The organism is Acinetobacter sp. P1(2023), from assembly GCF_028367635.1.
Taxonomy (GTDB): Bacteria; Pseudomonadota; Gammaproteobacteria; order Pseudomonadales; family Moraxellaceae; genus Acinetobacter; species Acinetobacter pittii_E.
Window position 1 is genome coordinate 116,914 of sequence record NZ_JAQNDD010000004.1, and the last position, 24,780, is coordinate 141,693.

Genomic DNA, 24,780 nt, shown 5'->3' on the forward strand with positions numbered 1-24,780 from the left:
TTCCATCCGTGGCAAAAGCTAAAGATAATTTATAAAAAAATTATCAAATTTAATTACTCTACTTTAGAAATACTTTAGTTTATTAGAAATCCCTCCTCAACTTTCTCCAGATTTTACTAAAAAAGTAAAATAGAAGATTTTGTTGTATTCTTTGGGGTGTATTGGGAATAGTCTTATTTGAAAATGGTAATATTGAAACAATGTTCTCATGTATTGTTTCATCGTTTGGATAGGCTTCTTTTCTAATAATTTCTATAATTTTTTGTATTTCATCTACAGATAAGTTCAAAAACTTCTTAATCTCTTGTGCTGTTTTTGATTCTATAGACAATAAAGCACAAACTCTAGTTACATTAACAATCTGCTCCGCATGAATGTTTTTAAAGTTTGGATAACAAACGAGTTTATATAAGATTTTTGTTTCCTCAAATTCTTTAGAAGCTATATTTTTGTTACTTGCTATACGCTCTTGATGAGTCTTTTGGAAATACTCGTTATTTTCCACTTCTTTCAATATATTCAAAAGTTCCTGATACCGTATTGGTCTCTTCAGCCCATATTGGTAACCTTTTAAAAGCTCAGGATTATTACTTAATACGATTTTAATTTTTTTAGGAATAAGGATATTGGTATAGCCACTATCTAAATCAATAATATATATATCTGGGTTATCATCACTATATATCCAGTTTTCACATAGCTGAGAAGATAAAGATAATTCATGAATAACTTTTATCATTGCCTGTAAGTTTTTTGGCAATAGTTTATCCTTTGACATACAGCCAATTCTATATGTGCATTGATTCATTGATATTTCCCCAATTTCAATGATGACTTCAAAATAATTTGTTTAAAGTAATAAAATTTAAATATGTAATAAGCTTATATAGAAGCAGTTTAGTGAAATTAGCTTCTAGGAATAAATATAGATATTGAGTCCTCTCAGTAAATTAAGAAACTTTAATTCCCAATATTAAAAGATAAATATATTCAAAAATAAATCGCACGGCATTATATTTGTATAGAAATTATAAGACAAGAAATAATTTAAAATTTAATAAATTCTAATCTAATAAAAATTAAAAACCCCATATTTAGGTTAAATATGGGGTTTTATTTAATATAGTCAAAAATTATAACTATGGTTCAATTGGCGCAAATGGTGGAATAACATCTGCATTTTGGGCACGATGGCGCAAGAAATGGTCCATGAGGACAATAGCCAACATTGCTTCTGCAATTGGAGTCGCTCGTACACCTACACATGGGTCATGACGACCTTTAGTCAATACGTCAGTATCTTCACGATTTAAATTAATCGTTTTCCCTGGCGTTGTAATACTTGCAGTAGGCTTTAATGCAATAGCGACTCGAATGGTTTGACCACTTGAGATACCCCCTAAAATACCGCCTGCATGGTTCGCCAAGAAGCCATTACTCGTCAACTCATCACGTGTTTCATGACCAAATTGCCCGGCAACTGCGAAACCGTCACCAATTTCTACCCCTTTAACCGCATTAATACTCATCATGGCATGAGCAATATCAGCATCAAGACGATCAAAAACAGGTTCACCCCAACCTACAGGAACTTTTTCAGCTAAAATTTCTAGCTTGGCACCACAGCTGGTACCTTGTTCACGCAAAGATGTCACCAATGCTTCAAAACGGGGAACAGCATCGACATCACCACAGAAAAATGGATTATTCGGAACTTCATTCCAATCCAGTTTTTCAGCAACTTCATTACCAATTTGGGTGACATGGCCGCGAATCGAAACGCCGAACTTTTCTGCTAAATATTTTTTAGCAATAGCACCCGCTGCAACACGCATAGCAGTTTCACGAGCACTAGAACGTCCACCACCGCGGTAATCACGGAAACCATACTTTTGTGTATAGGTGTAGTCCGCATGTCCCGGTCTAAAGGTTTGCGCGATATTGCCGTAATCTTTAGATTTTTGGTCAGTATTGCGAATGAGTAAACCGATTGGTGTACCGGTGGTTTTACCCTCAAACACACCAGAAATAATTTCAACTTGATCAGGCTCTTTGCGCTGAGTTGCAAATTTCGATGTACCTGGCTTACGGCGGTCTAGATCTTGTTGTAGATCTTCTTCGTTTAGCTCAAGACCAGGTGGCACGCCATCAACAATTGCCATGAGGCCAACGCCATGAGACTCACCACATGTCGTTACACGAAAGAGTTGTCCAATACTGTTCCCTGCCATATGTACAACTCCTTATGCTTGTTGCTGTTCAAATAGTTTTCTATAACGACGACATTGTTCTGCGGTTAAAGCAAAAATGCCAGAACCACCTTTTTGGAAAGTAAGCCAGTTGAAATCAATAGTATTGAAGTTCTGACGCATAGCCCATTCAGAGTTACCAACTTCAATAACAATAAGACCATCTTCAGTTAAATAATCTGCTGCTTGAGCAAGCATTTTACGCACGAGGTCTAAACCATCTTGGCCTGCTGCCAAAGCAAGTTCAGGTTCATGTAAAAACTCTTCTGGTAAGTCAGCCATATCTTCGGCATCAACATACGGAGGGTTACTTACAATCAAATCATACTGATTTTCAGCTGGAATCTTGGCAAATAAATCAGATTCAAGTAACGCAACTTGATATTGTTTATTGTGGTGTTCAACATTAATCGAAGCTACTTCTAAGGCTTCTTTAGAAATGTCTGTTGCATCCACTTCAGCATCTGGGTAAGCATAAGCTAAAGCTACAGCAATACAACCAGAGCCTGTGCACATATCTAAAATACGTTGTGGTGTCTTAGGCTTTGCATTTTCTGGTAAGTTATTGAGAGCTTCGCGCATTTGACCATTTTCATCTAAGCAATAAGGTGCAAAACGTTGCTCAATTAACTCTGCAATTGGTGAACGTGGAATAAGTACACGCTCATCTACATAAAATGGCTTATTAAAGAAGTAAGCTAAATTTAATAAATAAGAAGTTGGAATACGATCATTAATACGACGTTCTAACAAACTTAAAAATTCTGCTTTTTCACTTGGTAATAACTTGGCATCTAGAATTTCTGCGTCCGCTGACCATTCAAGAGATAAGGTTTGTAAAACTAGTGCAGAACTTTCTGCAAAATAATCTTCAGTACCTTGTCCTAAATGTGCATCATGTTGACGTAATGCTGATACCCCAAAACGAATAAAATCTCGAATTGTTGATAAATTTTCAGCAGCTTCCTGTAAATGTTCAGGGCTAATCGTCGGTCGCTCCACTTAGGCGTCTCCAAAGGCAAATTTTGCAAAGTGACTATTCTACTGAGTGAGACCAAGCAACGCAACGCTTTGCCTTGTGAACCAGTGTTTTACACACCTATCTCTAACAATCACAGCTTAAAATTAGAATACTTTGTTTTAATTAAGAAATAGTGAAGTTTTAAGTAGCCATAAATTTAATTTCTAAAATAAAAAAGCGGTCTTTAAATATTGACCGCTTTTCGTCTTGAGTTGGCTTAAAGCTTAAGCTTCTCTGCTACATAATCAGAGTCTTTATCTCCACGTCCAGAGAGATTAACCACAATCATGGTTTCTTTCGACAGCTTTGGCGCTTCACGAATTACCCAAGCGACCGCATGTGAACTTTCAAGTGCAGGAACAATGCCCTCAACACGAGATAAGGTCATAAAAGTCTCTAAACATTCTTGGTCAGTTGCAGTGCTATATTCAACACGTCCTAAATCTTTTAAGAAACTATGTTGTGGCCCAACACCCGGATAGTCCAATCCTGAAGCAATAGAATGCACCGGTAAAGGTTCACCAGCCTCATTTTCAAGCACATAACACGCCATACCATGAATTTGACTTGGCTTACCTAAAGTTAGTGTTGCTGAATGCATATTGGTCTCTAACCCATGTCCAGCTGGTTCAACCCCGACTAATTTCACATCCGAATCATTTAAAAATGCGGTAAAAGCACCAATCGCATTTGAACCGCCCCCTACACATGCCACGACATAATCCGGATTTTTTCCAAAACGATGATGCGTCTGCTCTTTAATTTCATTACCAATAATCGATTGAAAATCTCGTACCATTTTTGGAAATGGATGTGGTCCAACTACAGAACCAATTGCATATATAAAGTTTTTAGGATCTTTTAAATATTCTTCAAATGCACTATCTACAGCATCTTTTAAAGTTGCTGTACCACGTGTAACTGCTACCAAATGAGCACCCAAAATTTCCATTTTGACCACATTAGGATGCTCTTTTTCGATATCTACTTGCCCCATGTGGATTTCACATGGAATACCCACTAAAGCACAAGCTGTTGCTAAAGCGACCCCATGCTGACCCGCACCTGTTTCAGCAATAACCTTCTTTTTGCCCATATATTTAGCAAGTAAGGCCTCACCCAAGCAGTGATTAATTTTGTGGGCACCTGTGTGATTTAAATCTTCACGCTTTAAATAAATTTGCGCACCGCCTAACTGTTCTGACAGACGCTTAGCATGAAATAAAGGGCTTGGACGGCCTACATAATTTGAAAAGAGATCAGATAGTTCATTTTGAAATTCCGCTGTATGGCGGATTTCTTCATAAGCAACATTAATTTCATCCATTGCTTCTTTTAAATGCGGCGGAATGAATTGACCGCCATATTCACCAAAAAATCCTTGTTCATTCGGTAAAGCAATACCATTAATTTGATGTTGCATATCATCCCTCTTTTTTAAATTATTAAAGTTATCAAGTTTATCGAGAAAGGTAGCGCGTTAAATCCTCAATGCCTTTTAGCGTCATTGGATACATATGATTTTCAAAAATCTCTTTAATCCAACCAATGGTTTGAGTGTAATGCCAATACCCTTCAGTTTCAGGGTTTAACCACGCTGTTTTATCAAAATGTTGACGTAAGCGACGTAACCAAACCTCACCTGTCTCATCATTCATATATTCAACCGAACCACCCACTGATTTCAGCTCATACGGTGCCATACTAGCATCACCTACCACAATTACACGGTAGTCGCGTCCGTAGGTATGAAACAAATCCCACGTATTCATGCGGGTCGCTGTTCTTCGGTAATTATCTTTCCAGACATAGTCATAAAGACAGTTATGGAAATAAAAGTATTCGAGTGTTTTAAATTCAGTTTTAGCTGCGCTAAAAAGTTTCTCACATTGAGCAATGTGCGCATCCATCGAACCGCCCACATCAAACAACATGAGTACTTTGATTCGATTACGACGCTCTGGCACCATCTGAACATCCAAAATACCTTGTTTGGCTGTTTCTCGAATAGTTCCGTCAACGTCTAACTCTTCAGCTGCCCCTTGGCGAGCAAATTTGCGTAAACGGCGTAAAGCAATTTGCATCTGACGAGTACCAAGAACTTGGTCATCATCTAGATTTTGGTATTTACGCTGTTCCCAGACTTTAACCGCCGAACGTTTACGGCCCGGCCCACCAATTCGTACGCCTTCTGGATGGTCACCAAAAGCTCCAAAAGGTGAAGTTCCACCTGTGCCAACCATACGGTTACCACCTTGGTGTTTCTTATGCTGTTCGCGTAATCGCTCTTCCAGCATTTTCATCAATTCTTCTAAAGAACCTGCTTTTTGGAGTTCAGCTCTTTGCTCTGGTGTTAAGTGCTTTTCGAGAAGTTCTAAATCGAACCAGTCTTTTGGTAATTTATGAACTTGCTTAAGTAACTCATCGATATCAAAAGTTTCAATACCATCAAAGTAATCTTTCATGGCACGATCAAACTTGTCAAAAAAGCGTTCATCTTTAACTAAAATAGTTTTAGCAAGCTGATAAAACTCTTCTTGATCGGCAAAAACTAAGCCTTCCCTCACTGCACGGTTTAAATCAATGAGTTCACGAGTAGTAACTGGAACACCATATTTACGTAAGGTGTAAAATAACCGCACAAACATGGGTTACTCCCTCCCTTAACGTCGAGACATGAAAGCCAAGCGTTCGAGAAGTTGTACATCCTGCTCGTTTTTGATGAGAGCACCATATAAAGGTGGAATCGCTTTAGATGTATCTCGATTACGTAATACATCTTCTGGCATATCATCTGCCATAAGTAAACTTAACCAATCAATTAACTCAGAAGTCGATGGCGGTTTCTTCAAATTAGGAATTTCACGTAGTTTAAAGAACACCTGTAAAGCTTCGTTCACCAATGTTGCAGAGATATTGGGGAAATGAACCGCAATGATTTCTCGCATGGTCGCTTCATCTGGAAACTCAATGTAGTGGAAGAAACAACGACGCAAGAAAGCATCGGGTAATTCTTTTTCATTATTCGAAGTAATAATTACAATTGGACGTTGTGTTGCGGTAATTGTTTCATTCGTTTCGTAAACATAAAAAGACATTTTATCGAGTTCATGCAGCAAGTCATTTGGGAACTCGATATCAGCTTTATCAATTTCATCAATTAATAATACGCAGCGCTCTTCACTCGTGAAAGCTTCCCACAATTTACCGGGCTTAATATAGTTCTTAATATCGTAAACTCGGTCATCACCTAACTGGCTGTCTCGTAAACGAGAAACTGCATCATATTCATACAACCCTTGCTGCGCTTTAGTTGTAGATTTGATATGCCAAGTAATCAGTTTTAAACCTAAGCTTTCTGCTACTTGTTCAGCAAGTAAAGTTTTCCCCGTGCCAGGTTCACCCTTAATCAGTAAAGGCTTTTGCAAAGCACGAGCTGCTTTTACAGCAAGCTTAAGACTATCAGTCGCGATATATTGATCTGTACCAGTAAAATGTTGGGTATCAGCAGACATGTAAAGACCTTATTTTTCTATTTCAATGGTTAGATGGAACGCATGTTTTTGTTAGTTGAATATTTTGACCAACAATATCCAATCACCAAACCTAGACCAACTACAAACAGAATTAAAGATAAATTTGACCAAATTAACGGGCTATCTTTAGTTAAAACACCAAAAAGGAGTCCAAAAATAGCAGGTGCCACAGATGCATTCGGCCCCTCAGACACTGTTGGTGTGACTAAAATAGCAAATACCACAAGCCAGCTAATTGCACCAAGAGTTGTAGGAAGACGGCGCATTAATCGCCACCAACACCACAAAGCAATAATAGCGCCTATTCCATAAGCTGTTAAAGCAATAACACCTTCAGGAACAACATCCAAAAAAGAAAATAATTGATTCATTATTCCAGTTTGATCTTCACGCACCACGTAAGCCCTCTGGTTCAACTGCATTTGGGTTAATTAACCCTTCTGGCGGCATCTGAATAAAGAAACCTTTTGTTTGTAATGAGTCTAAAACATGTAAAACGTTAACACGCGCCAATTTACGTGTTGGAGCTAACTCTAAATGCATGACAAACGTTGCACGACCAAACGCTTGTAAAACAGCTTCAGGAACATTTTCAAACGGATCAGCTTGCTCCGCATCGTCAGGATAGTTTGGACGAGCAATATACATGTACATTTCATCTTTTTTGCTCGATCTATAAATATCACAGTGCATTTCAAATCAACTCTTGAACTAAGGACAGCATACATGAAAAAAAACGACACACACACGCAGGTTTGTTTACGCATCAGTCGTTTTTTTTATTCTTGAGAAATATTAACCTACAACATTGATTAAGGTCGATAATTACTTTGTTGTAAACACGAATGGTATTTTACCAAATTTACATAACCACATGATTTAAAAAAATAAATTAAAAATCTATTTTACTAAAATAAAATCAGTTTTAGGACCGGCAAAAAAGCATTCATTATTGAATACTTGTTGATAGCATTCTTATAAGATTTATACTTAAGCTATTAAAAATAATAAATTTCTTTTTTACTTATGTAAGAATATACACTTGAGTAAAACTTTTAACTACTTCAATACACATCACCAGACATTATTTAACTCGTTTGATAGCGAGATATGTTTCAATAATAAGTATCTTGTTCATAGATATGGAGGACAAAATTATGCCTCGTGGTGATAAAACTGCTTATACAGCCAAGCAAAAACGTCAGGCCAAACATATTGTTGAGAGTGAAGTAGATAGAGGTCATTCTGAAGAAGAAGCCGAACGAATTGCATGGTCTACCGTCAATAAACAAGATGGTGGCGGTAAGAAAAAGTCTCATTAATATATAAAAATAAAATACTTCTTTAGCTCAAACTAAAGAAGTATTTTTATCTAAGCACTTGTTCATTTGCTCTAGAAGACTCGTGAGCTTTTTATATAGTCATCGCTTACTTGATTTAAAGCATTCAAAATAGCGCTATCCTCATGGCTTAATAAAGCCTGATTAAGTCTTTCCATATAGGCAATAAGCTGATTTTTAGAGGTATGTGAAAATTCAGTGGGTACTGCTTCATCTTCATATAAGAGTACATAACTACGGGCAAAACCATAGATTAGGTAAATGGCTGCTTTTTCTTTTGTATTTTGAGATTCTTTAAGAGACTGTTCACAAGCATTTTTTAAATCTTTAAATGCATCTGTACCAGTAGATTGATTTTTGAAGTTTAAAAGTATTGTTTGGAAGTTCATATCCATATTCCACTCAAAAAATAAAGCTACAGAAGAAGATGGAAGCTGTCAAATAAAAACCTGATTAATATAAGTTTAATTGTAAATAATTTTATATGTACTTCTTGTAGATCACTAAAAATCATGCAATAAAAAAACCACTCTTGCTTTAAGAATGGTTTAGTTAAAGCCTATCAATGATTAGAAGCTTATTTCAATTGTGATCGTGGTACCTGAATGTTCAATATCAGTTGAGACATTAAAACCTCTACTTTTAAGCTCCTCTTCAACCAATGTAAGATGATCAGGACTTATGGCATCAACAGGAAACCAAAAATTTGCTTTTCGCTTCCCCTCCTTAGACTCTGACTCAGTACCAGTTAAAATTTTTTCCAATATGACATCTTGATTTATTTTAAAATTTTTAGCATTTTGGCGAGCTTGTTCAGCATTAAAGTTATTAAGCATATTTATCTCTCTAATTATTAATTTATCTAATTTTATAACATAAAAAAGCGATATAAGTTTTAGTGTTATGTAGTTAAATTCATTTAAAGATACAAGTTTATTGATTGAATAAATTTTCTACCCACTCGATAAATTTTCTAGCATTTCTATTCTTAAAACCTTCCTTATTTGGTATGTAGTAACATAGCTTTGATTGAACTGGTTTAGTTTCAAACTCTTGTAAAAGATTCGCTTTAACAAACCTATGGGCCAGTGTATCAGAGCAAAATACTAATCCATTGGCAGCTAAGGCTTCATGTATCCCAAAAATCTCCTGATCAAATTTCTTAATTGTTACCCTCTTTTGATCCCATGCATTTGCCTTAAGCCAAGCCTCTAGAGGTGTACTTGGTAATGCCTTGTTTTTCCATTCTGTTGTAAATAAAGTTATTGGCTCACTCGGGCATCTAAGTGGATCAAGTTTGGATGAACCAAATACATTAAAAGAATCATATTTAACAATATCTTGAGAGTTGACTAAAGCTACCTCGCCATATCGGATAGGTAAGGTATATAAATGATTGTCTAAAGCTTCACCTGTAGAAAATTCCACTGAGATATCGGGATGCAATTGATAAAATTCATTTATTGAAGGAATTAACAACATTGCAGCGAGTGAGGACGTACTCGCCACTATCAATACATTTCCATTTACCGTTATTTCATCTAAGGCATCTTCAATTTTACGAAATCCTTCGGAAATTGCACCAGCCAGTCTTTCTCCTGTTGTTGTAAGCGTTATTTTTCTTACTTGTCGGTGAAATAAATCCACATTTAATCTGCTTTCTAGATTTGTAACATGATGCGAAATTGCAGTTGGTGTGAGCGAAAGTTCTTCAGCGGCTAACTTAAAACTACCCAATCGAGCTGCTGATTCAAATGCTTTAAGGGCCTGCAAAGAAACTTGCATACTTTCTCCCAATAATACTTATAGGTGAACCAAACTCATCTATAAATGTAATTTTCTCGTTTGTCTACTTATCTTTTAAAACTCAAAATAAATTAAATCTTAATTTTTATGGAACTAATGATGAGTAAAATATTACATATAGACGCTAGTGTAAGAGCTGCAATGAACCCTAATCCAAACCATGATTCGATTTCTAAAAATATTGCTACTCGATTGATCAATTCATGGAAAAAACAGCTGCCTATAGATGAATATATCTATCGTGATGTGGGAATGAATCCTCCACCATTTATTACTCAAGAATGGATCGCTGCTGTATTCACTCCTGAAACTAGCAGAACACAAACTCAACACGATGTTTTATCTATATCAGATCAATTAATAGCAGAAGTTTCAAATTCAGACATCCTTGTAATTTCTTCACCTATGTACAATTACGGTATGCCTGCACAGCTTAAAGCATGGTTTGATCAAATTATTCGGATTAATAAAACTTTTGATTTTGACCTTGCTCGAGGAGACTTTCCTTTACAACCTCTTTTGTCTGGTAAAACATTAATTATTATCACTTCGAGCGGAGAGTTTGGTTTTGAGGAGGATGGTATCAGAAACAACATGAGTCATCTTTTACCTCATATTCGTACACTCAGTAAATATTTAGGTGTAGAGAAAATCTACGAAATTACCTCTGAATATCAAGAGTTTGGTGATCATCGGCATATATCGTCACTAGAAAATGCTTATCACAAAGCTGAAAAAGTTGTGTCCGAAATTGCTCATTCATTTACGTAGAATTTAAAGGATATTAATACTTAAATTTTAAAATTAAGTTAGATTAATATTAGACCAATAAAAATAAATAAGCCTACCCTATTGGGTAGGCTTTTCATTTCTGCACCGAAACAAACTTATAGTTATATATTATATATGTTGAAATTGTTTTTCTTAAAACCAAGAATATACAGACCTGTATGTTTAAGCAATTGAATTTTTCTCATTTTATAAGTTAATTTAATTCATTATTGGAATTTTAAATTGTTTTATGAATTTTATAAGGCAAAATAATTATTTAGATAATCTACAGAAAACTCATTTTTATAATTTTAATATTTAATTAAGTGATTTTTAAATAAGATCTCATTAATTAAAATCTTAATGTATGGGCCATTTATTGAATAAAAAGGCCCATCACATGATGAGCCTTTTAAATTTAAATAGAGTTGGATATTAAATCGATAGACTTTGTTTTTCTTCTTGAAACAATTGGATTAATGGTTGGGTTAATAACTCATAACGCCAACCTAATAAATAATCAGGTAAATCTTGTTCATCACCTTGCGAAAGAACATGTTGATGAATAGCATTTAACCATTTTTTTCTCAGCAATACTTCTTTGGGAATAGAAGTTTCATTTATTGCATGAGCAAGCACCATATCCATTTTATGTAGAGTCTCTTTAGACGTTACTTTAAAAGGTTTTGCAATTTTCGATGGCCACTGACTTTCGATAGGTAGATCTTTAAGTAATTCTAAAATAGTTTTACCATATTCACGAACCACATTTGGACGAATATCTTTCACTTGCGAAAGTTGAAAGCTATTACGCGGGTTCTTTTCAACCATATCAATCATAGTTGAGTTTCTAAGAATAAAACTACGTGGCTGGTTTGTTACTTTTACAATGTATTCGCGCCATTCACTTAAATTTTGTAACTGCATTAGCTGACGACGTGAGTGGCGATAATTGCCGACATCGGTATAGAGTAATTCTGTCGGAGTTTCACTAATAATTTCTTTAGTTAAGCTACTACAATCCTCAAGAACATAGTCATAAAGCCCTTTTTGCTTAAGCTGTTCTTGAATATGATGAGCTAACTTCATTAGATATAAAACATCATTAGCTGCATAACAAAGTTGCTGAGGCGATAGAGGTCGAGCTAACCAATCAGATCTTGTTTGATCTTTTTCAATGTCAATATCAAGGCAAAGTTTTAAAGCACCTTGGTAACTCACTTGCAAGCCATGGCCTAAGAAAGAAAGCCCTACCTGAGTATCAAACACTTTAAGCAAATCTTCTTGATCTGCATAATGGTAGATTAAATCGATGTCCTCTCCACATGCATGAAAAATATTTTGCTGTGCGAGAAAGATCTTTTTCCAAAACTGACTTAGATCTAATGAAACACCATCCAACAGATAGACATTGCCATTTACATTGACTTGGCATACTCCAAGTTTCGGCCAGAGTGTGTCAACCTTAATAAATTCTGTATCAAGTCCATATATTGAACATTGATCCATTTTTTGAAGAACATCAACCAATTCGGTTTGCTGTTGGATAAATTGAAACATGCTTTCTCAAGTAAATGCAAAGAGTGCTTTAAACTCTGGTATATATAACATAGAAGCAGAAAAATGCCACTTAAACCTTTATGAATACTCTATTTTTGAACAATTTTTCGAAAATAGATAATTTTTTGAGCTTTTATTTATATTTTTAAATTTATCTCCAAATACCCCTTCTATAAAATTTATAAGATCTTTTTCATGCTTATATTCATATTCTATTTAAACTTTCTACTATTATAAAAACAAAATAATATTTATGTTTAATAGTTGAATTCAATTCAGAAGTTTTTCAATTAAATTGATATTGTATTAATGAAATAAGCATCGCAATGCTTATTTCATTCTCATACGGTTATGCACTGCCTGACTTAAGGTATGGCTATCGACATACTCGAGTTCACCACCTTGAGGTACGCCCTGAGCAATACGTGTCATTTGTATTGGTAAGTGCTTAGTCGCCTCTACCAAATAATGAGCCGTTGCCTGTCCTTCTACAGTTGCATTCGTTGCCAAAATCACTTCTTCAATCTTGCCTTGGCTTAAACGCTGAATCAGATAAGGAATACCAATTTCTTCAGGCCCAATACCATCTAATGGGGAAAGATGTCCACCTAAAACATGGTATTTGCCACGAAAGCTACCGCTTTGCTCAATCGCCATCACATCTGCTGGTGATTCAACTACACATAATAATTGATCATCTCTGTCTGTTGAGGCACAAATATCACAAATTTCATGTTCAGTCAGAGAATGACAAACACTACATTCATGTATATAACTTGAAGCTTCATGTAAAGCATGAGCTAATGCAAATGCACCTTCTCGATTTTTCATCAAAAGATGTAAAGCCATACGTTGAGCCGATTTCGGACCAACGCTAGGCAATATACGTAAAGCTTGAACGAGTTGTTCAAATCTATCACTAAACACTGAATTTCCTTAGAACATGCCCGCTAAGCCAGGTGGCAAGCCCATACCGGAATTTGCTTTTTGCATTTTTTCTTCAGAAATCACTTCTGCTTGACGCACAGCATCATTAACCGCAGCAGCGATTAAATCTTCAATCATGTCTGGCTCATCTTGAAGTAATTCTGGATTAATTTCGATACGTTTTACGATATAACGGCCAGTCATTGTTACTTTAACCAAACCACCGCCAGCTTCTGCTTGAACTTCAGTTTGAGCAAGCTCTTCTTTAGCCTTTTTTATATTTGTTTCCATATCTTTTTGCATGCGCTGCGCTTGCTGCATGAGCATATTGATATTCATAACCTTACTCCGTATCTCTATCAAATCTTTAAAGTATTATTCATTTCTGCCAATACTTTATAAAAACTTAATCTCATTGAGCTAGCCTTATTGATCAAAATCTATGTAGGCTAGTACATTGAACTCAAATTAATCCGTAATTCTGACACAATAAAGTAATGTTTTCTATCGGTATCTCTAGCTCTATTTGACGCAGCCACATACATGGCAAAAGCAAAATTAGCTGCCATTTCTTTAGAATTAAAGTGCTTTAGAGGATTATTGAGACGCCTGCAAACCTTCTTTGATTGTTTTATATTCGCTTAAAGGAACTTTTTTGAAAGAGTTATTCGCTTTTTCAATAGACTCATCTGCTTCTTGTACTGATTTCTCAGCATTGCTGATTAACAATGTCGTTTCATTTGATGCGGGGCTTTGCGTAGGTTTAGTTAATAATTTGTATCCAATGACACCAACTACCCCCACCACAACAACAATAGCAATAGGCTTAAGCATTTTAAAACTCACATTTATTTTAGTTTGATTTAAAGTCTTTATAACCTTTGCTCGGCATTACGATTTAAATAAAATGTAGTTTTTTTATTGCAATTGTAAAAATTAAGTAACTTTAGATAAAAACCACCTCAACTCATGAGATGGCTTTTAAGCAACTAAAATAGTTTCGATAAAAATTTTAAAATAATTAGATGAGATCTAACCCACGTGAAATATCACCAATGATGTCATTAATATCTTCTAGACCTACAGATACGCGAATTAAACCTTCTTGAATACCTGCTGCTTCTTTTGCTTCAACAGAAAGTTTGCCATGTGTCGTAGTTGCCGGATGTGTAATTGTTGACTTCACATCACCTAAGTTACCTGTAATCGAAATAAACTTGGTATTATCAATAACCTTCCAAGCACCTTCACGCTCGCCTTTAACAACGAAGGATACAATCCCACCGAAACCCTTTTGCTGTTGTGCAGCAAGTTCATAACCGACATGATTTGGTAAACCGGCATAGTAAACCTTCTCTACTTTTTCATGGTTAGATAACCATTCTGCAAGAATTTGAGCACTTTCACAGTGTGCTTTCATACGCAAGCGTAAAGTTTCTAAGCCTTTTAAGAAAACCCATGCATTAAATGGACTCATTGATGGTCCAAGTGTACGAACAACACCAAAAACTTCTTCTAATAACTGATGATTACCCACAACCGCGCCACCTAAAGCGCGCCCTTGCCCATCTAAATATTTAGTTGCCGAGTAAATTACAAGGTCTGCCCCGAACTTTAATGGTTGCTGCAAAACAGGTGTACAGAAACTGTTATCAACTGCAAGTAAGGCACCATTTGCATGAGCAATATCTGCAAGCGCCTGAATATCTGCGATCTCAGCTAGAGGGTTAGACGGCGACTCAACAAAAAAAAGTTTAGTTTCGGGACGTACAGCGTTTTTCCATGCGTCCAAATCACATAAATCAACAAATGTAATATCAACACCAAACTTGGCAATATATTTTTCAAATAAGGCAACAACTGAGCCAAAAACTGCTCTTGAGCAAATAACATGATCACCAGCTTTTAAATATGCCATAGCAACTGACAAAATCGCGCCCATTCCCGAGCTTGTTGCAACAGCTCGCTCAGCGCCGTCCAAAGCTGCTAGGCGTTTTTCGAACATCGATACAGTCGGATTAGTAAAACGAGAATAGATATTTCCTTGAACCTGACCAGAAAATTTTGCTGCAGCTTCAGCTGCGTTTTCATATACAAATGATGAAGTCAAAAAAATCGGTTCGCCATGCTCACCCTCAAAACTACGAGTATGTCCGGTACGAATGGCTAAAGTATCAAGTTGGTATTCTAAATCATCAGACTGGTTCATTAAATGTGCGCCTTTACTGGTCATGTACTAAAAAACTATCATCATTTTGAGTGTCTAAGGTATTTAAGGTCAAGGTAAACCTTAAAATTATCGCTTAGACTTTATTCAACTTTAGTAAATAGTTGGTAAAGCAAGATGAAACGCTTAAAGTCCCTTGTTTCTGAACAAAGTCAAATCAAGCACCTTTCTACCCGACTATTTCATCCAAAATCATTGGTACTATCACAAAGCACTCCCTTTGAAGTGATTGGGGAGTTCAATCAAACCCGGATTCGCTATTACGCTGCGACCAATAAACAATTTAAAGAGCCTTTAGTATTTGTAGCTCCTTTAGCCATCAATATGGCAATTTATGATTTATACCCTTATCGTTCTCTTATCAAATACTTCCAAAATGCAGGCTTTGATGTCTATTTAGTTGATTGGGGGCGTTTAAAGTTTAAAGATAGACACCTTAACTTTTTATCATTTATTAAAGATTTTATTCCTAAAGCAATAGAACTTGTTCGAGCACATTCAGGAAGTGAACAAATCTCGCTACATGGATGGAGTATGGCTGGTATATTCGTTACTTTATACACCGCTCTCAATCAACCTAATCATGTTAAAAATCTTATTGTACTTGGTAGTCCAATAGACAGTTATGCCTCTGGTTATATTGGGAAGCTCTATCGAACCATGAATCATTTTATTGGTCGCAATAAAAAAATTCAGGACCGTGTTTATGCCGGATTACCAAAACGTTTGATTCATAGCCCAGGAATTTTAAATTCATTAGGTTTCAAAATTCTTGATCCTAAAGGTTGGTTCGATGGCCATGTTCAACTATTAAAAAATCTTGACGACCTGCAATTTGTACAAGAGCATGCTACCCTCAGTAACTTTTTAAATAATATGATTGATTATCCGGGTGGAATTAATCAGGACATGTTGTTTAATGTGTGGTTACAAAATCCATTGAAACACGGCTTTATTCAGCTAAAAGATCAGAAAATTGAATTAAAAAATATAGATTGCTCTCTCTTGGTTGGTGCTGGCCGTAGTGATCAGTTGGTAACTGCTGATGCTGCATCTCCATTAAGTGAGTTGACAAGCAGCCAAGATGTTACGTTTACGCTTATCCCTGGCGGTCATTTAGGCTTAATGTCGAGTCAGGCAAGTGCTCTTGAGTTCTGGCCACAACTAGCGAAATGGCTGACCGAACGCTCAACAAAAATTTAAGGATAAGATCAGGATTCAATCTATGGGATTTATTAGTAGATCTATTTAAGTATTCTTTTTGCTCATCACTAACGATTATAAGACGTTCAACAACCATTAGATTATGGAAAAACATATAATTTTTTAGTTAAGTTTATGTTTTTATTTAATATTTTCAAGTTATTGATATCTAATAATTTTATTTATTATTTGAACAATTTATAGACCAAAATGACACTTGAGTAATTAATAGTCATTGAAATCTTGGCAATAAACCTTATATTGAGTACAGGTTCATACCTTTAACTGAGGAAAAGCTCATGAATAAATTTATGGTTGCAGTCTTTACTGGCATGGTGAGCATTGCTAGTTTAGGCGTACAAGCTGCAACACCTGAGCAAGAATGTCAAAAATTGCAAGACGATTACAATTTGATTTATGCATCAAAAGGCTTTTGTTTTAAAGATCCTGATGCAAAAGAGAAATATGGTAATGAAAACTGTCATACGACAAAACCAAAGTTTTCTGACAAAGAGCAGCAACGTCTTGACGCTATTAAAGAACGTCAGAAAGAATTGAAATGTAAATAATTTTAAAGGAATAATACATGGCATATGATGATCAAAATATCTTCGCAAAAATTTTACGTGGAGAACTTCCTGCGATAAAAGTCTATGAAGATGATCAAGTTCTAGCTTTTATGGATATTATGCCTCAAGCCGATGGTCATACATTAGTTATTCCAAAAACACCTGCTGTAACACTCTTAGATTTACCTCCTGAAGCAGCGGCATATACTATACAAATTGTCCAAAAGATTGCTAAGGCAATGGAAAAAGCGCTCAATTTAGAAGGTATTGTCTTAATGCAACTTTCTGGAGCAGCGGCGGGACAAACTGTCCCCCATGTTCATTTTCACCTTATTCCAACAAATGTGCATCAACTTGGACGCCATGCTGTAGAGTTAGGTGATCAAGAAAAAATTAAAGAATTAGCGGAAAAAATTAAAGCAGCTCTTTGATTTTTCAATTATTAAAGCGGAGTTTAGACTCCGCTTTTTTTCGTTTTAAGAATTATAAAAAAAGAAAAAACTAATTTATTTCTAAATTTTAAGCGTCATAAAACTGTCATTTATTCTTCACTTCCCTGTCACAAAATTTGCCGATACTGCTTAGCAAGTTGGTGAGCTTTTGTAACTTTTTGTACACAAGTCAACTACAAAATAAATAGTTAGCTAGGCATACGCCCTTTTTAAATACCTTTTGGAGAAATCTCAATGAAGAAATTGCTACTCGCTGCCGCAGTTGCAACTTTGAGCATAAACGCGGTGCAAGCAGCGCCAACTTTGTATGGCAAACTAAATGTTTCTATTAACCAAGTTGATAATAAAAATTTCGATGGAAAAAGTGACGTTACCGAAATTAACTCAAACTCTTCTCGTATTGGGGTCAAAGGCGAAGAGAAATTAACTGACAAATTATCTGCTGTTTATTTAGCCGAGTGGGCAATTTCTACTGATGGTTCAGGTTCTGATACTGACCTTAGCGCACGTAACCGTTTTATTGGTTTAAAAACTGAAGGTGTTGGTACATTAAAAGTTGGTAAGTATGACTCTTACTTCAAAACTGCTGCTGGCGGTAATCAAGACATCTTTAATGACGATACACGTTTAGATATTACTAATATCATGTATGGTGAAAACCGTTTAGACAATGTGATCGGTTTTGAATTAGACCCTAAATTATTAGCTGGTTTAACATTCAACATCATGGCTCAAACTGGTGAAAGCACTTCTGATAGCAAACCAGGTGAAACTGGTAAAGATAGCAAAAATGATAGTTTCGACTCTGTATCAACTGCGCTTGGCTATGAAAACAAAGATCTTGGTTTAGCAATTGCTGCCGCGGGTGACTTCGGTATTAAAGGTAAATATGCTGCTTATGGCCTAAAAGATGTCTATACAGATGCTTACCGTGTAACTGGTTCTTATGACATCGCAAAATCTGGTTTTGTGGTAGGTGCTTTATGGCAACATGCTGAACCTACTGATGACTTAACTGCATACGGTCAATCATATAAATCAGATGGTTCAATCGATAAAGCTGGTAAAGCTTACCGTGGTTTAGAGGAAGAAGCATATGCAGTAACAGCTGCTTATAAAATTCCTAACACTAAACTTAAAGTGAAAGCAGAATATGCTTCAGCTGAAACACAAGTAAGTGGTCAAGCGGATCGTAAAATCGACTTGTACGGTTTAGGTCTTGATTACCAAATCAATAAACAAGCTCGCTTCTACGGCATTGTTGCTCAACAAAAACGCGACTGGCTGAATGATGACGACAAGCAAACTGTTGTAGGTACTGGTATCGAATATAACTTCTAATCAGTTATGTTTGATTCATATCTAAAATAAAAGGGCTCATGCCCTTTTATTTTATGGTACTAAATATAAAAAAGCCGATATAAAAGTTATCGGCTTTTTTGAAGTTTATACCTTATTTTAAGAAACCACTTACAAGGTTCATAACGTTTTGGATATCTTGATTTGCTTCTTGATGATCTGTACTGTCACCCTGAGGTGTTAATGAATCAATAACCTGAGGTAAGACTGAAGCAATTGCTCCGTAAACTTGCTCTTTTGGTGCTTGGGCTTGCTCGGCAACTTGTTCAATATCGGCTGGATTAAATAAACTCTGTAATTGCTGAGTCGGGACTTCGCTATTACTTTGATTTGGATCAACCCAGCTTTGCACCTGACTTCCCAAACCCGCACCTTTCAACTTTTCTAATGCAGCCTGTAAACCACCTTGTTGCTGCACCCAACCCAAGATTAAAGGCACAACTGCAATTAATAAACTTTGGACACCACCGCCTGCTTGAGGTGTGTTGTTATTGCCAGTGACTTGTCCTAATACAGAACCTAATACGCCTCCCAGACCGCCTTGAGTACCAGATGAGGTATTACCGCCCATTTGTCCGAGTACTGAACCTAAAATTCCACCTAAACCACCTTGACCTGCTGCTTGCTGATTCCCACCTAAAGCTTGCTTAGCCAAAACTTCTACAATGTTGCTTAAATTTGTCATGTGTAACTCTTATGTATGGTTTATACATGAGCATACGCGGATTCTTATTAGGACAGCAAAAGCCAAATTGTTAAATTTTGAAAGAGATTTAGTGCTCTTTTACCAACGGAATTTATTCCAGTTTTCTGGATTTGCCCAAAATTTTGAATTAAACCAATCTGGCACATGTTTATAGGTCAAAATGTTAAATTGCCATAAAGCAAAATCACTATCATGTAAAGTTTTATCAATGAGTTGTGTAAAACCTAAAGAACGTAATAACTGTTCATCACTGCGCTTGCTCACGACAACAATGCGTTTTGCTAATAAATCTCTTAGCTTCACTAACAATTGTGACTTTTGTACTTCAGTTATGTTCTGCATTTCATCTGTATCAAACAATACAAAACCCAAATCATAACGCTGAGTAAAAGGCAGACTTAAAAGCTCAGTTACGGTAAAATAGTGCCATTGAATTGCGTTATTCTGGTCAATTTTCTGGCCAATACAAAGTGCAGTATGAATGGGCTGTTCGTTTGATAAATCGTCTAGCATAGAAGTGATGACATTTTGTTCAGCCATAACTGCAACCCTTAATTGAAAGATGTGAGTTTAAACTTTATGGAACTACAAGGCATTTGCCATAAAATGCATGCAGGCCTAAAAGATGCTAGTGTAACTGATCAACAGACAACCAAGGCAAATGTTGAATACAAATTTGTATTAGACCGTTCAGAAATTGATCTTCCTTTTAATTTAGGACAAGAACTAGAAATCGAATGGACAGGTAATATTTATTGCACTTCTTGTGGCACTAAAACACCGAAATCTTATTCTCAAGGTCACTGCTTTAAATGTTTTAAAACCAAAGCGGAATGTGACCTTTGCATTATGAAACCTGAAACATGTCACTATCATTTAGGCACATGTCGTGAAGATGATTTTGCCCATAATGTTTGTTTCCAGCCTCATATTGTATATTTGGCAAACTCTAGTGCTTTAAAAGTGGGAATTACCCGCGTTAGCCATATGCCAGGTCGTTGGTTAGATCAAGGCGCAACTCAAGCCTTACCTATTTTAAAAGTTGGATCACGCCGTTTATCTGGTCAACTTGAAACCATGTTTGGCTCTTTAATTGCTGATAAGACAGATTGGCGTAAACTTCTTAAAGGTGAAGCTGAGCCTTTAAATATGATTGAACAGCGTGATCAATTAATTGAAGAGTTTGCACCTAAAATTCAATCTATTCGTGAGGAATTCAGTCAAAACCTTGAATTTAACGAAACTGTTGAATTATTAGAAAACGAATTACCACGTGAGTTTGTTTACCCTGTTGAACAATATCCTGAAAAAATTAAGTCTCTAAATCTGGATAAAACACCAAAAATTCGCGGTGTATTACAAGGTATTAAAGGCCAATATTTAATTTTTGACATTGGTGTTATCAACATTCGTAAATATACGGGTTACGAGCTCATCGTACGTGCATAAATAGAAAAGGCATTCATAAGAATGCCTTTTTTTATTTTTCAAGGACATTTAAGATGACTTGAACCGGATCTTCCGTATTTCCAGAAATAAGCTGTTTATGCATAGTTAAATGCTGCATCACTTGAATTTGAGCAGTTTCCACATTCATCAGTTTTTCTATTTCAGCTGCTAAATTTTCTGGTGTTGCATCGGCTTGAATAAGTTCTTCAATTACTTTTTTACCCGCAATAATATTAGGTAAAGAATAATAAGGAATTTTCACTAAAAACTTGGCAATTAAGTAAGTTAACCAATGCAACTTATAGAAAGTGACCATCGGTCGATGCATTAACATTGCTTCTAATGTCGCCGTTCCAGATGCTAAAGCGATAATATCACTCGCATTCATGACCATACGGCCAATTTTAGATTCACTATCCGTATTTTCTAAAATATGAATTTTTGCTTTTAACTGAGGTGCTAATTGTTCGACACCCTGCGTGATCTGTTGTTTACGAGCATCATTAATAGCGGGAATCAAAAATTGAAGGTCTGGATGTTTCGTATTCAAAATATTAGCAGCACCCAGCAGCATAGGAAGAAGTCGTTCCACTTCTCCTTTTCGGCTACCTGGTAATAAAGCAATATGTTTCTGATTTTCATCAACGCCTAATTGTTGTTTGGCAATTTGAATCGGGTTCTCAACTGGTAATTGTTTAGCTAATGGATGCCCTACGAATGCTGCTGGAACTTCATATCGTTCATAGAAGGCTTTTTCAAAAGGAAATAAGCACAGTACTAAATCGATACTTTGTTTGATGCCGTGAACACGTCCTTGGCGCCATGCCCAAACCGAAGGACTCACATATTGAACAGTTTTTATTGGAAGATTCTTTTCCTTAATACTTTTTGAAAGTCTGAGGTTAAAGTCAGGTGCATCAATTCCAATAAAAATATCAACTGGGTTTTGAGTCCATTGACTGATTAGACCATCCCTCACGGCGAATAGCTTTTTTAAGTCTTTTAATACCTCAACAATCCCCATTACAGATAGAGTTTCCATCGGGTAATAACTATTAAAACCTTCAGCAATCATTTGAGGACCACCGATTCCCTCAAATTCGGCATCGATTCCTTGTTCTCGGAAACTACGCATAAGTTTCACACCCAGCGTATCTCCAGAAACTTCCCCAACTACAATGCCTATTTTAAGTTTTCGATTTGCCAAGGCGAATTATCCAAGAATTTGAAATAACGCATTCTAACATATAGGTTTCCCAATCTTGAACTCGAAAGAAATCTCGGTATTAAAAGTAATACATGGATTATTACTATCTAAAATTACACTCATCATCTACTTTTTAATCTAAATTAACAATGTTATTTGAATTGTAGCTTACATTTACAAACAATAAAATAAATGAGAATTATTTACATTATCCTTAATCTTATGAATATCCCACCTCGACCATTTAAGCTTACCGTAATCGCCTGCGCGATTTGTTATGCGAACCTCTCTTATGCTCAAGACTCAGAGGTACAAGCTTTACAGACAATTCAAATTAAAGCATCAGATGCTGAGCAGTCTTCGGAACAAACTAAAGCATATAATGTTAAAAACTCGAGTAGCGCAACTAAGCTTAATATTGAGGCTAAAGAAACTCCTCAAACCATTAATGTCGTTACTCGTCAGCAAATTGAAGATTTTGGCCTTACAAGTACCCGAGATGTTTTAAGGAACACGCCTGGGGTAACCGTATCTAATCAAGAGACCGAGCGGACTACTTATATGGCTCGTGGTTTTGAAATTTCAAATATATTAACTGACGGCGTAGGCTTTCCCCTCTCAGGTTATAACTATAGCAATACAAATCCTGATACTTATTTTTATGATCGTGTAGAAGTAGTTAAAGGAGCTGACTCTTTAACTAACGCATTTGGTGATCCAAGCGCAACAATTAACAATATTAGAAAACGCCCGACTCAAGAATTCCAAGCAAATGCTGGTGTAAGTTATGGTTCTTGGGATACGCAGCGCTATGAAGCTGATGTTTCTGGCGCAATAATACCGAGTGGAAAAGTACGTGGCCGTATTATGGGCTATGAGCAAACTGGTGATTCTTACCTTGACCGTTATTCTTCTGAGAAAAATGGTTTTGCAGGTATTATTGAAGCTGATTTGACAGATAGCACTTTACTTACCGCAGGTTATAGCCAAGAACAAAATAAACCTAATGCAAATAACTGGGGTTCTTTGCCTTTATTAGATGCCAATGGTAAACAAATTTCATATGATCGCTCATATAATCCAAACCCTGACTGGGCGCACTGGGATAATGAAACACAAAATGCTTTTGTTGAATTAAAACAAAAAATTAATGACCTATGGACGGCTAAGCTAACTTACAACTATCTTGATACGAAGCATAATAGCCGTCTTCTTTATTATTATGGTTATCCAAAAGCTGACGGTTCAGGTGTTTCTCTAACTCCTTGGGGTGGTCAAGAACATCAAGAAAAACATGCCGTAGATTTTAATCTCGAAGGCAGCTACAGACTATTTAACCGAGAACATGAGGCAACTCTAGGCTACAGCTATGTACGTAATCATCAGCAAGACAAACAATCTACAGGAACAATTAACGATAGTAATGTTATAAAAGCAACCACTACGGATTGGGCAAGCTGGACACCACAATCTATAACGTGGTCAGATTTTACGGAAGCCGCGAACTATAAGCAGAATATTAACTCAATCTATGCGGCGACACGTTTACATCTCAATGAAGATTTAAAACTTTTACTTGGCGCAAACTATGTTCAAGCTGAAAGTAAAGGCGAGAGTTATAGCTCTCCAATGTCATATCGTGAAAGTAAAGTCTCGCCATATGTTGGACTAACCTATAACTTTACACCTGAATATACGGGTTATATGAGTTACACCTCAATTTTCCGTCCTCAAACTGGTATTGATAAAGATACCAATCAAGCTTTAAAACCTATTGAGGGTAAAAGCTATGAAATGGGCGTAAAAAGCTCATGGCTAGATGACCGATTAACAGGAACACTTTCAGTATTTAAAACTGAACAAAATAATTACCCTTTACGCAGCTCGGATGGAAATCCACTTAATCGAAAAGTACCAACGAGTGATTTAGAGTCGCAAGGGGTAGAAGTCGGTCTGTCGGGGCAAATCACAGATAACGTGAATCTTTCTTTCGGCTATGCCCAATTTAGTATTAAAGATATTAAGAATGGTGGCGAGGCAAGAACCTATAATCCAAACCAGACACTTAACCTGCTAACTACCTACACACCTCCAGTTTTACCGAAGCTGAAAGTCGGTGCAGGCTTACAGTGGCAAGATGGGATAAAGTTATATGATTCAACTGTTAACAGTACGATCAAACAAGATGCATATGCTTTAGTCAATCTAATGGCGAGCTATGAAGTCAACGATCATATTACGCTTCAAGCAAATGGTAATAATATTTTTGACAAAAAATATTTAAATAGTTTTCCAGATGGCCAAGCTTTTTATGGTCCTTCTGCCAACTATACAGTTGCTGTAAAGTTTAAATATTAATATCGTAGCCAATCCCAATTTAGGGATTGGCTTTACTTAT

At 36.2% G+C, this 24,780-nt stretch carries 27 protein-coding genes; 8 read left to right on the plus strand and 19 right to left on the minus strand.

Going from position 1 to position 24,780, the window contains the following annotated elements; genetic code table 11:
• Nucleotides 1–82: 82 nt before the first annotated feature.
• From POD11_RS07550 to POD11_RS07585, 8 genes are all read right to left on the minus strand, one after another.
• On the minus strand, nt 83–808 hold the full coding sequence (locus POD11_RS07550; protein ID WP_262456843.1) for a hypothetical protein: 726 nt from the start codon (nt 806–808) through the stop codon (nt 83–85).
• A gap of 331 nt (nt 809–1,139) precedes the next feature.
• The gene (aroC, locus tag POD11_RS07555) at nt 1,140–2,231 is read right to left on the minus strand and encodes a chorismate synthase (RefSeq protein ID WP_262456844.1); all 1,092 of its coding nucleotides are present in this window, start codon (nt 2,229–2,231) and stop codon (nt 1,140–1,142) included.
• A 12-nt stretch (nt 2,232–2,243) separates the two neighbouring features.
• Nucleotides 2,244–3,251: a 50S ribosomal protein L3 N(5)-glutamine methyltransferase gene (gene prmB, locus POD11_RS07560; protein ID WP_016141110.1), complete on the minus strand. Its 1,008-nt coding sequence runs from the start codon at nt 3,249–3,251 to the stop codon at nt 2,244–2,246.
• A gap of 236 nt (nt 3,252–3,487) precedes the next feature.
• Nucleotides 3,488–4,693 (minus strand): tryptophan synthase subunit beta, encoded by a 1,206-nt coding sequence (gene trpB / locus POD11_RS07565; RefSeq protein WP_262456845.1) that lies wholly within the window; start codon nt 4,691–4,693, stop codon nt 3,488–3,490.
• 37 nt (nt 4,694–4,730) lie between these two features.
• Complete coding sequence (locus tag POD11_RS07570) at nt 4,731–5,918, minus strand: vWA domain-containing protein (protein ID WP_262456846.1); 1,188 nt, start codon at nt 5,916–5,918, stop codon at nt 4,731–4,733.
• A 15-nt stretch (nt 5,919–5,933) separates the two neighbouring features.
• A complete protein-coding gene (locus tag POD11_RS07575; protein ID WP_005069362.1) occupies nt 5,934–6,785 on the minus strand; it encodes an AAA family ATPase in 852 nt (283 codons plus the stop codon).
• Nucleotides 6,786–6,814: 29 nt separating this feature from the next.
• Nucleotides 6,815–7,201 (minus strand): hypothetical protein, encoded by a 387-nt coding sequence (locus tag POD11_RS07580; protein WP_025470307.1) that lies wholly within the window; start codon nt 7,199–7,201, stop codon nt 6,815–6,817.
• Nucleotides 7,194–7,499 (minus strand): YcgL domain-containing protein, encoded by a 306-nt coding sequence (locus POD11_RS07585; RefSeq protein ID WP_016141114.1) that lies wholly within the window; start codon nt 7,497–7,499, stop codon nt 7,194–7,196. Before POD11_RS07585 ends, POD11_RS07580 begins: the two co-directional genes overlap by 8 nt.
• Nucleotides 7,500–7,963: 464 nt before the next feature.
• On the opposite strand from POD11_RS07585, the gene POD11_RS07590 reads away from it, so the two are divergent.
• Nucleotides 7,964–8,128, plus strand: a complete 165-nt coding sequence (locus POD11_RS07590) for a hypothetical protein (RefSeq protein WP_016141115.1) — start codon at nt 7,964–7,966, stop codon at nt 8,126–8,128.
• 71 nt (nt 8,129–8,199) lie between these two features.
• On the opposite strand, the gene POD11_RS07595 is transcribed toward POD11_RS07590, so the two are convergent.
• From POD11_RS07595 to POD11_RS07605, 3 genes are all read right to left on the minus strand, one after another.
• Nucleotides 8,200–8,535, minus strand: coding sequence for a hypothetical protein (locus POD11_RS07595; protein ID WP_262456847.1), 336 nt, complete (start codon nt 8,533–8,535; stop codon nt 8,200–8,202).
• 180 nt (nt 8,536–8,715) lie between these two features.
• The gene (locus POD11_RS07600) at nt 8,716–8,982 is read right to left on the minus strand and encodes a hypothetical protein (RefSeq protein WP_016141117.1); all 267 of its coding nucleotides are present in this window, start codon (nt 8,980–8,982) and stop codon (nt 8,716–8,718) included.
• A gap of 97 nt (nt 8,983–9,079) precedes the next feature.
• Nucleotides 9,080–9,931 (minus strand): LysR family transcriptional regulator, encoded by an 852-nt coding sequence (locus POD11_RS07605; protein WP_262456848.1) that lies wholly within the window; start codon nt 9,929–9,931, stop codon nt 9,080–9,082.
• Between the two features lie 117 nt (nt 9,932–10,048).
• Here POD11_RS07605 and POD11_RS07610 point away from each other — a divergent pair, with 117 nt between their 5' ends.
• On the plus strand, nt 10,049–10,723 hold the full coding sequence (locus POD11_RS07610) for an FMN-dependent NADH-azoreductase (protein WP_262456849.1): 675 nt from the start codon (nt 10,049–10,051) through the stop codon (nt 10,721–10,723).
• 435 nt (nt 10,724–11,158) lie between these two features.
• On the opposite strand, the gene POD11_RS07615 is transcribed toward POD11_RS07610, so the two are convergent.
• The 5 genes from POD11_RS07615 to POD11_RS07635 form a co-directional block, all read right to left on the minus strand.
• Nucleotides 11,159–12,283 (minus strand): ribonuclease D, encoded by a 1,125-nt coding sequence (locus POD11_RS07615; protein WP_262456850.1) that lies wholly within the window; start codon nt 12,281–12,283, stop codon nt 11,159–11,161.
• A gap of 330 nt (nt 12,284–12,613) precedes the next feature.
• Entirely contained in the window at nt 12,614–13,210 is a 597-nt protein-coding gene (recR, locus tag POD11_RS07620) for a recombination mediator RecR (RefSeq protein WP_032054989.1), read from the minus strand.
• A 9-nt stretch (nt 13,211–13,219) separates the two neighbouring features.
• Complete coding sequence (locus POD11_RS07625; RefSeq protein ID WP_016141121.1) at nt 13,220–13,549, minus strand: YbaB/EbfC family nucleoid-associated protein; 330 nt, start codon at nt 13,547–13,549, stop codon at nt 13,220–13,222.
• Nucleotides 13,550–13,807: 258 nt separating this feature from the next.
• The gene (locus tag POD11_RS07630) at nt 13,808–14,044 is read right to left on the minus strand and encodes a hypothetical protein (RefSeq protein WP_239968679.1); all 237 of its coding nucleotides are present in this window, start codon (nt 14,042–14,044) and stop codon (nt 13,808–13,810) included.
• A gap of 187 nt (nt 14,045–14,231) precedes the next feature.
• The gene (locus tag POD11_RS07635) at nt 14,232–15,419 is read right to left on the minus strand and encodes an O-succinylhomoserine sulfhydrylase (protein WP_262456851.1); all 1,188 of its coding nucleotides are present in this window, start codon (nt 15,417–15,419) and stop codon (nt 14,232–14,234) included.
• 135 nt (nt 15,420–15,554) lie between these two features.
• Between POD11_RS07635 and POD11_RS07640 the strand changes: the two genes are divergently transcribed.
• From POD11_RS07640 to POD11_RS07655, 4 genes are all read left to right on the plus strand, one after another.
• Nucleotides 15,555–16,640, plus strand: coding sequence for an alpha/beta fold hydrolase (locus POD11_RS07640; protein WP_262456852.1), 1,086 nt, complete (start codon nt 15,555–15,557; stop codon nt 16,638–16,640).
• Nucleotides 16,641–16,939: 299 nt separating this feature from the next.
• A complete protein-coding gene (locus POD11_RS07645) occupies nt 16,940–17,209 on the plus strand; it encodes a YARHG domain-containing protein (protein WP_002122146.1) in 270 nt (89 codons plus the stop codon).
• Between the two features lie 17 nt (nt 17,210–17,226).
• Nucleotides 17,227–17,640 carry an HIT family protein gene (locus POD11_RS07650; protein WP_016141126.1) on the plus strand — a complete coding sequence of 138 codons (414 nt, stop codon included), beginning with the start codon at nt 17,227–17,229 and terminating at the stop codon, nt 17,638–17,640.
• Between the two features lie 255 nt (nt 17,641–17,895).
• Nucleotides 17,896–19,002, plus strand: a complete 1,107-nt coding sequence (locus POD11_RS07655; RefSeq protein ID WP_239968673.1) for a porin — start codon at nt 17,896–17,898, stop codon at nt 19,000–19,002.
• A 112-nt stretch (nt 19,003–19,114) separates the two neighbouring features.
• On the opposite strand, the gene POD11_RS07660 is transcribed toward POD11_RS07655, so the two are convergent.
• Together POD11_RS07660 and POD11_RS07665 are read right to left on the minus strand one after the other, a co-directional pair.
• Entirely contained in the window at nt 19,115–19,705 is a 591-nt protein-coding gene (locus POD11_RS07660) for a YidB family protein (RefSeq protein ID WP_239968671.1), read from the minus strand.
• A gap of 99 nt (nt 19,706–19,804) precedes the next feature.
• Entirely contained in the window at nt 19,805–20,266 is a 462-nt protein-coding gene (locus tag POD11_RS07665; protein ID WP_239968669.1) for a DUF6231 family protein, read from the minus strand.
• 39 nt (nt 20,267–20,305) lie between these two features.
• Here POD11_RS07665 and POD11_RS07670 point away from each other — a divergent pair, with 39 nt between their 5' ends.
• Nucleotides 20,306–21,175: a DUF2797 domain-containing protein gene (locus POD11_RS07670; RefSeq protein WP_016141130.1), complete on the plus strand. Its 870-nt coding sequence runs from the start codon at nt 20,306–20,308 to the stop codon at nt 21,173–21,175.
• 31 nt (nt 21,176–21,206) lie between these two features.
• On the opposite strand, the gene lpxB is transcribed toward POD11_RS07670, so the two are convergent.
• Nucleotides 21,207–22,382, minus strand: coding sequence for a lipid-A-disaccharide synthase (gene lpxB, locus POD11_RS07675; RefSeq protein WP_239968666.1), 1,176 nt, complete (start codon nt 22,380–22,382; stop codon nt 21,207–21,209).
• 222 nt (nt 22,383–22,604) lie between these two features.
• Here lpxB and POD11_RS07680 point away from each other — a divergent pair, with 222 nt between their 5' ends.
• On the plus strand, nt 22,605–24,740 hold the full coding sequence (locus POD11_RS07680) for a TonB-dependent siderophore receptor (protein ID WP_262456853.1): 2,136 nt from the start codon (nt 22,605–22,607) through the stop codon (nt 24,738–24,740).
• The last annotated feature ends 40 nt before the right edge of the window (nt 24,741–24,780 follow it).

Coding starts and splice junctions, on each gene's coding strand:
- POD11_RS07640 (WP_262456852.1), top strand. CDS start 15,555: ATGAAACGCTTAAAGTCCCTTGTTTCTGAACAAAGTCAAATCAAGCAC.
- POD11_RS07600 (WP_016141117.1), bottom strand. CDS start 8,982: ATGCTTAATAACTTTAATGCTGAACAAGCTCGCCAAAATGCTAAAAAT.
- POD11_RS07595 (WP_262456847.1), bottom strand. CDS start 8,535: ATGAACTTCCAAACAATACTTTTAAACTTCAAAAATCAATCTACTGGT.
- POD11_RS07585 (WP_016141114.1), bottom strand. CDS start 7,499: ATGCACTGTGATATTTATAGATCGAGCAAAAAAGATGAAATGTACATG.
- trpB (WP_262456845.1), bottom strand. CDS start 4,693: ATGCAACATCAAATTAATGGTATTGCTTTACCGAATGAACAAGGATTT.
- POD11_RS07550 (WP_262456843.1), bottom strand. CDS start 808: ATGAATCAATGCACATATAGAATTGGCTGTATGTCAAAGGATAAACTA.
- POD11_RS07630 (WP_239968679.1), bottom strand. CDS start 14,044: ATGCTTAAGCCTATTGCTATTGTTGTTGTGGTGGGGGTAGTTGGTGTC.
- POD11_RS07625 (WP_016141121.1), bottom strand. CDS start 13,549: ATGAATATCAATATGCTCATGCAGCAAGCGCAGCGCATGCAAAAAGAT.
- aroC (WP_262456844.1), bottom strand. CDS start 2,231: ATGGCAGGGAACAGTATTGGACAACTCTTTCGTGTAACGACATGTGGT.
- POD11_RS07570 (WP_262456846.1), bottom strand. CDS start 5,918: ATGTTTGTGCGGTTATTTTACACCTTACGTAAATATGGTGTTCCAGTT.
- POD11_RS07590 (WP_016141115.1), top strand. CDS start 7,964: ATGCCTCGTGGTGATAAAACTGCTTATACAGCCAAGCAAAAACGTCAG.
- POD11_RS07680 (WP_262456853.1), top strand. CDS start 22,605: ATGAATATCCCACCTCGACCATTTAAGCTTACCGTAATCGCCTGCGCG.
- POD11_RS07605 (WP_262456848.1), bottom strand. CDS start 9,931: ATGCAAGTTTCTTTGCAGGCCCTTAAAGCATTTGAATCAGCAGCTCGA.
- POD11_RS07610 (WP_262456849.1), top strand. CDS start 10,049: ATGATGAGTAAAATATTACATATAGACGCTAGTGTAAGAGCTGCAATG.
- POD11_RS07660 (WP_239968671.1), bottom strand. CDS start 19,705: ATGACAAATTTAAGCAACATTGTAGAAGTTTTGGCTAAGCAAGCTTTA.
- POD11_RS07655 (WP_239968673.1), top strand. CDS start 17,896: ATGAAGAAATTGCTACTCGCTGCCGCAGTTGCAACTTTGAGCATAAAC.
- POD11_RS07615 (WP_262456850.1), bottom strand. CDS start 12,283: ATGTTTCAATTTATCCAACAGCAAACCGAATTGGTTGATGTTCTTCAA.
- POD11_RS07670 (WP_016141130.1), top strand. CDS start 20,306: ATGGAACTACAAGGCATTTGCCATAAAATGCATGCAGGCCTAAAAGAT.
- POD11_RS07650 (WP_016141126.1), top strand. CDS start 17,227: ATGGCATATGATGATCAAAATATCTTCGCAAAAATTTTACGTGGAGAA.
- POD11_RS07665 (WP_239968669.1), bottom strand. CDS start 20,266: ATGGCTGAACAAAATGTCATCACTTCTATGCTAGACGATTTATCAAAC.
- POD11_RS07645 (WP_002122146.1), top strand. CDS start 16,940: ATGAATAAATTTATGGTTGCAGTCTTTACTGGCATGGTGAGCATTGCT.
- POD11_RS07575 (WP_005069362.1), bottom strand. CDS start 6,785: ATGTCTGCTGATACCCAACATTTTACTGGTACAGATCAATATATCGCG.
- POD11_RS07635 (WP_262456851.1), bottom strand. CDS start 15,419: ATGAACCAGTCTGATGATTTAGAATACCAACTTGATACTTTAGCCATT.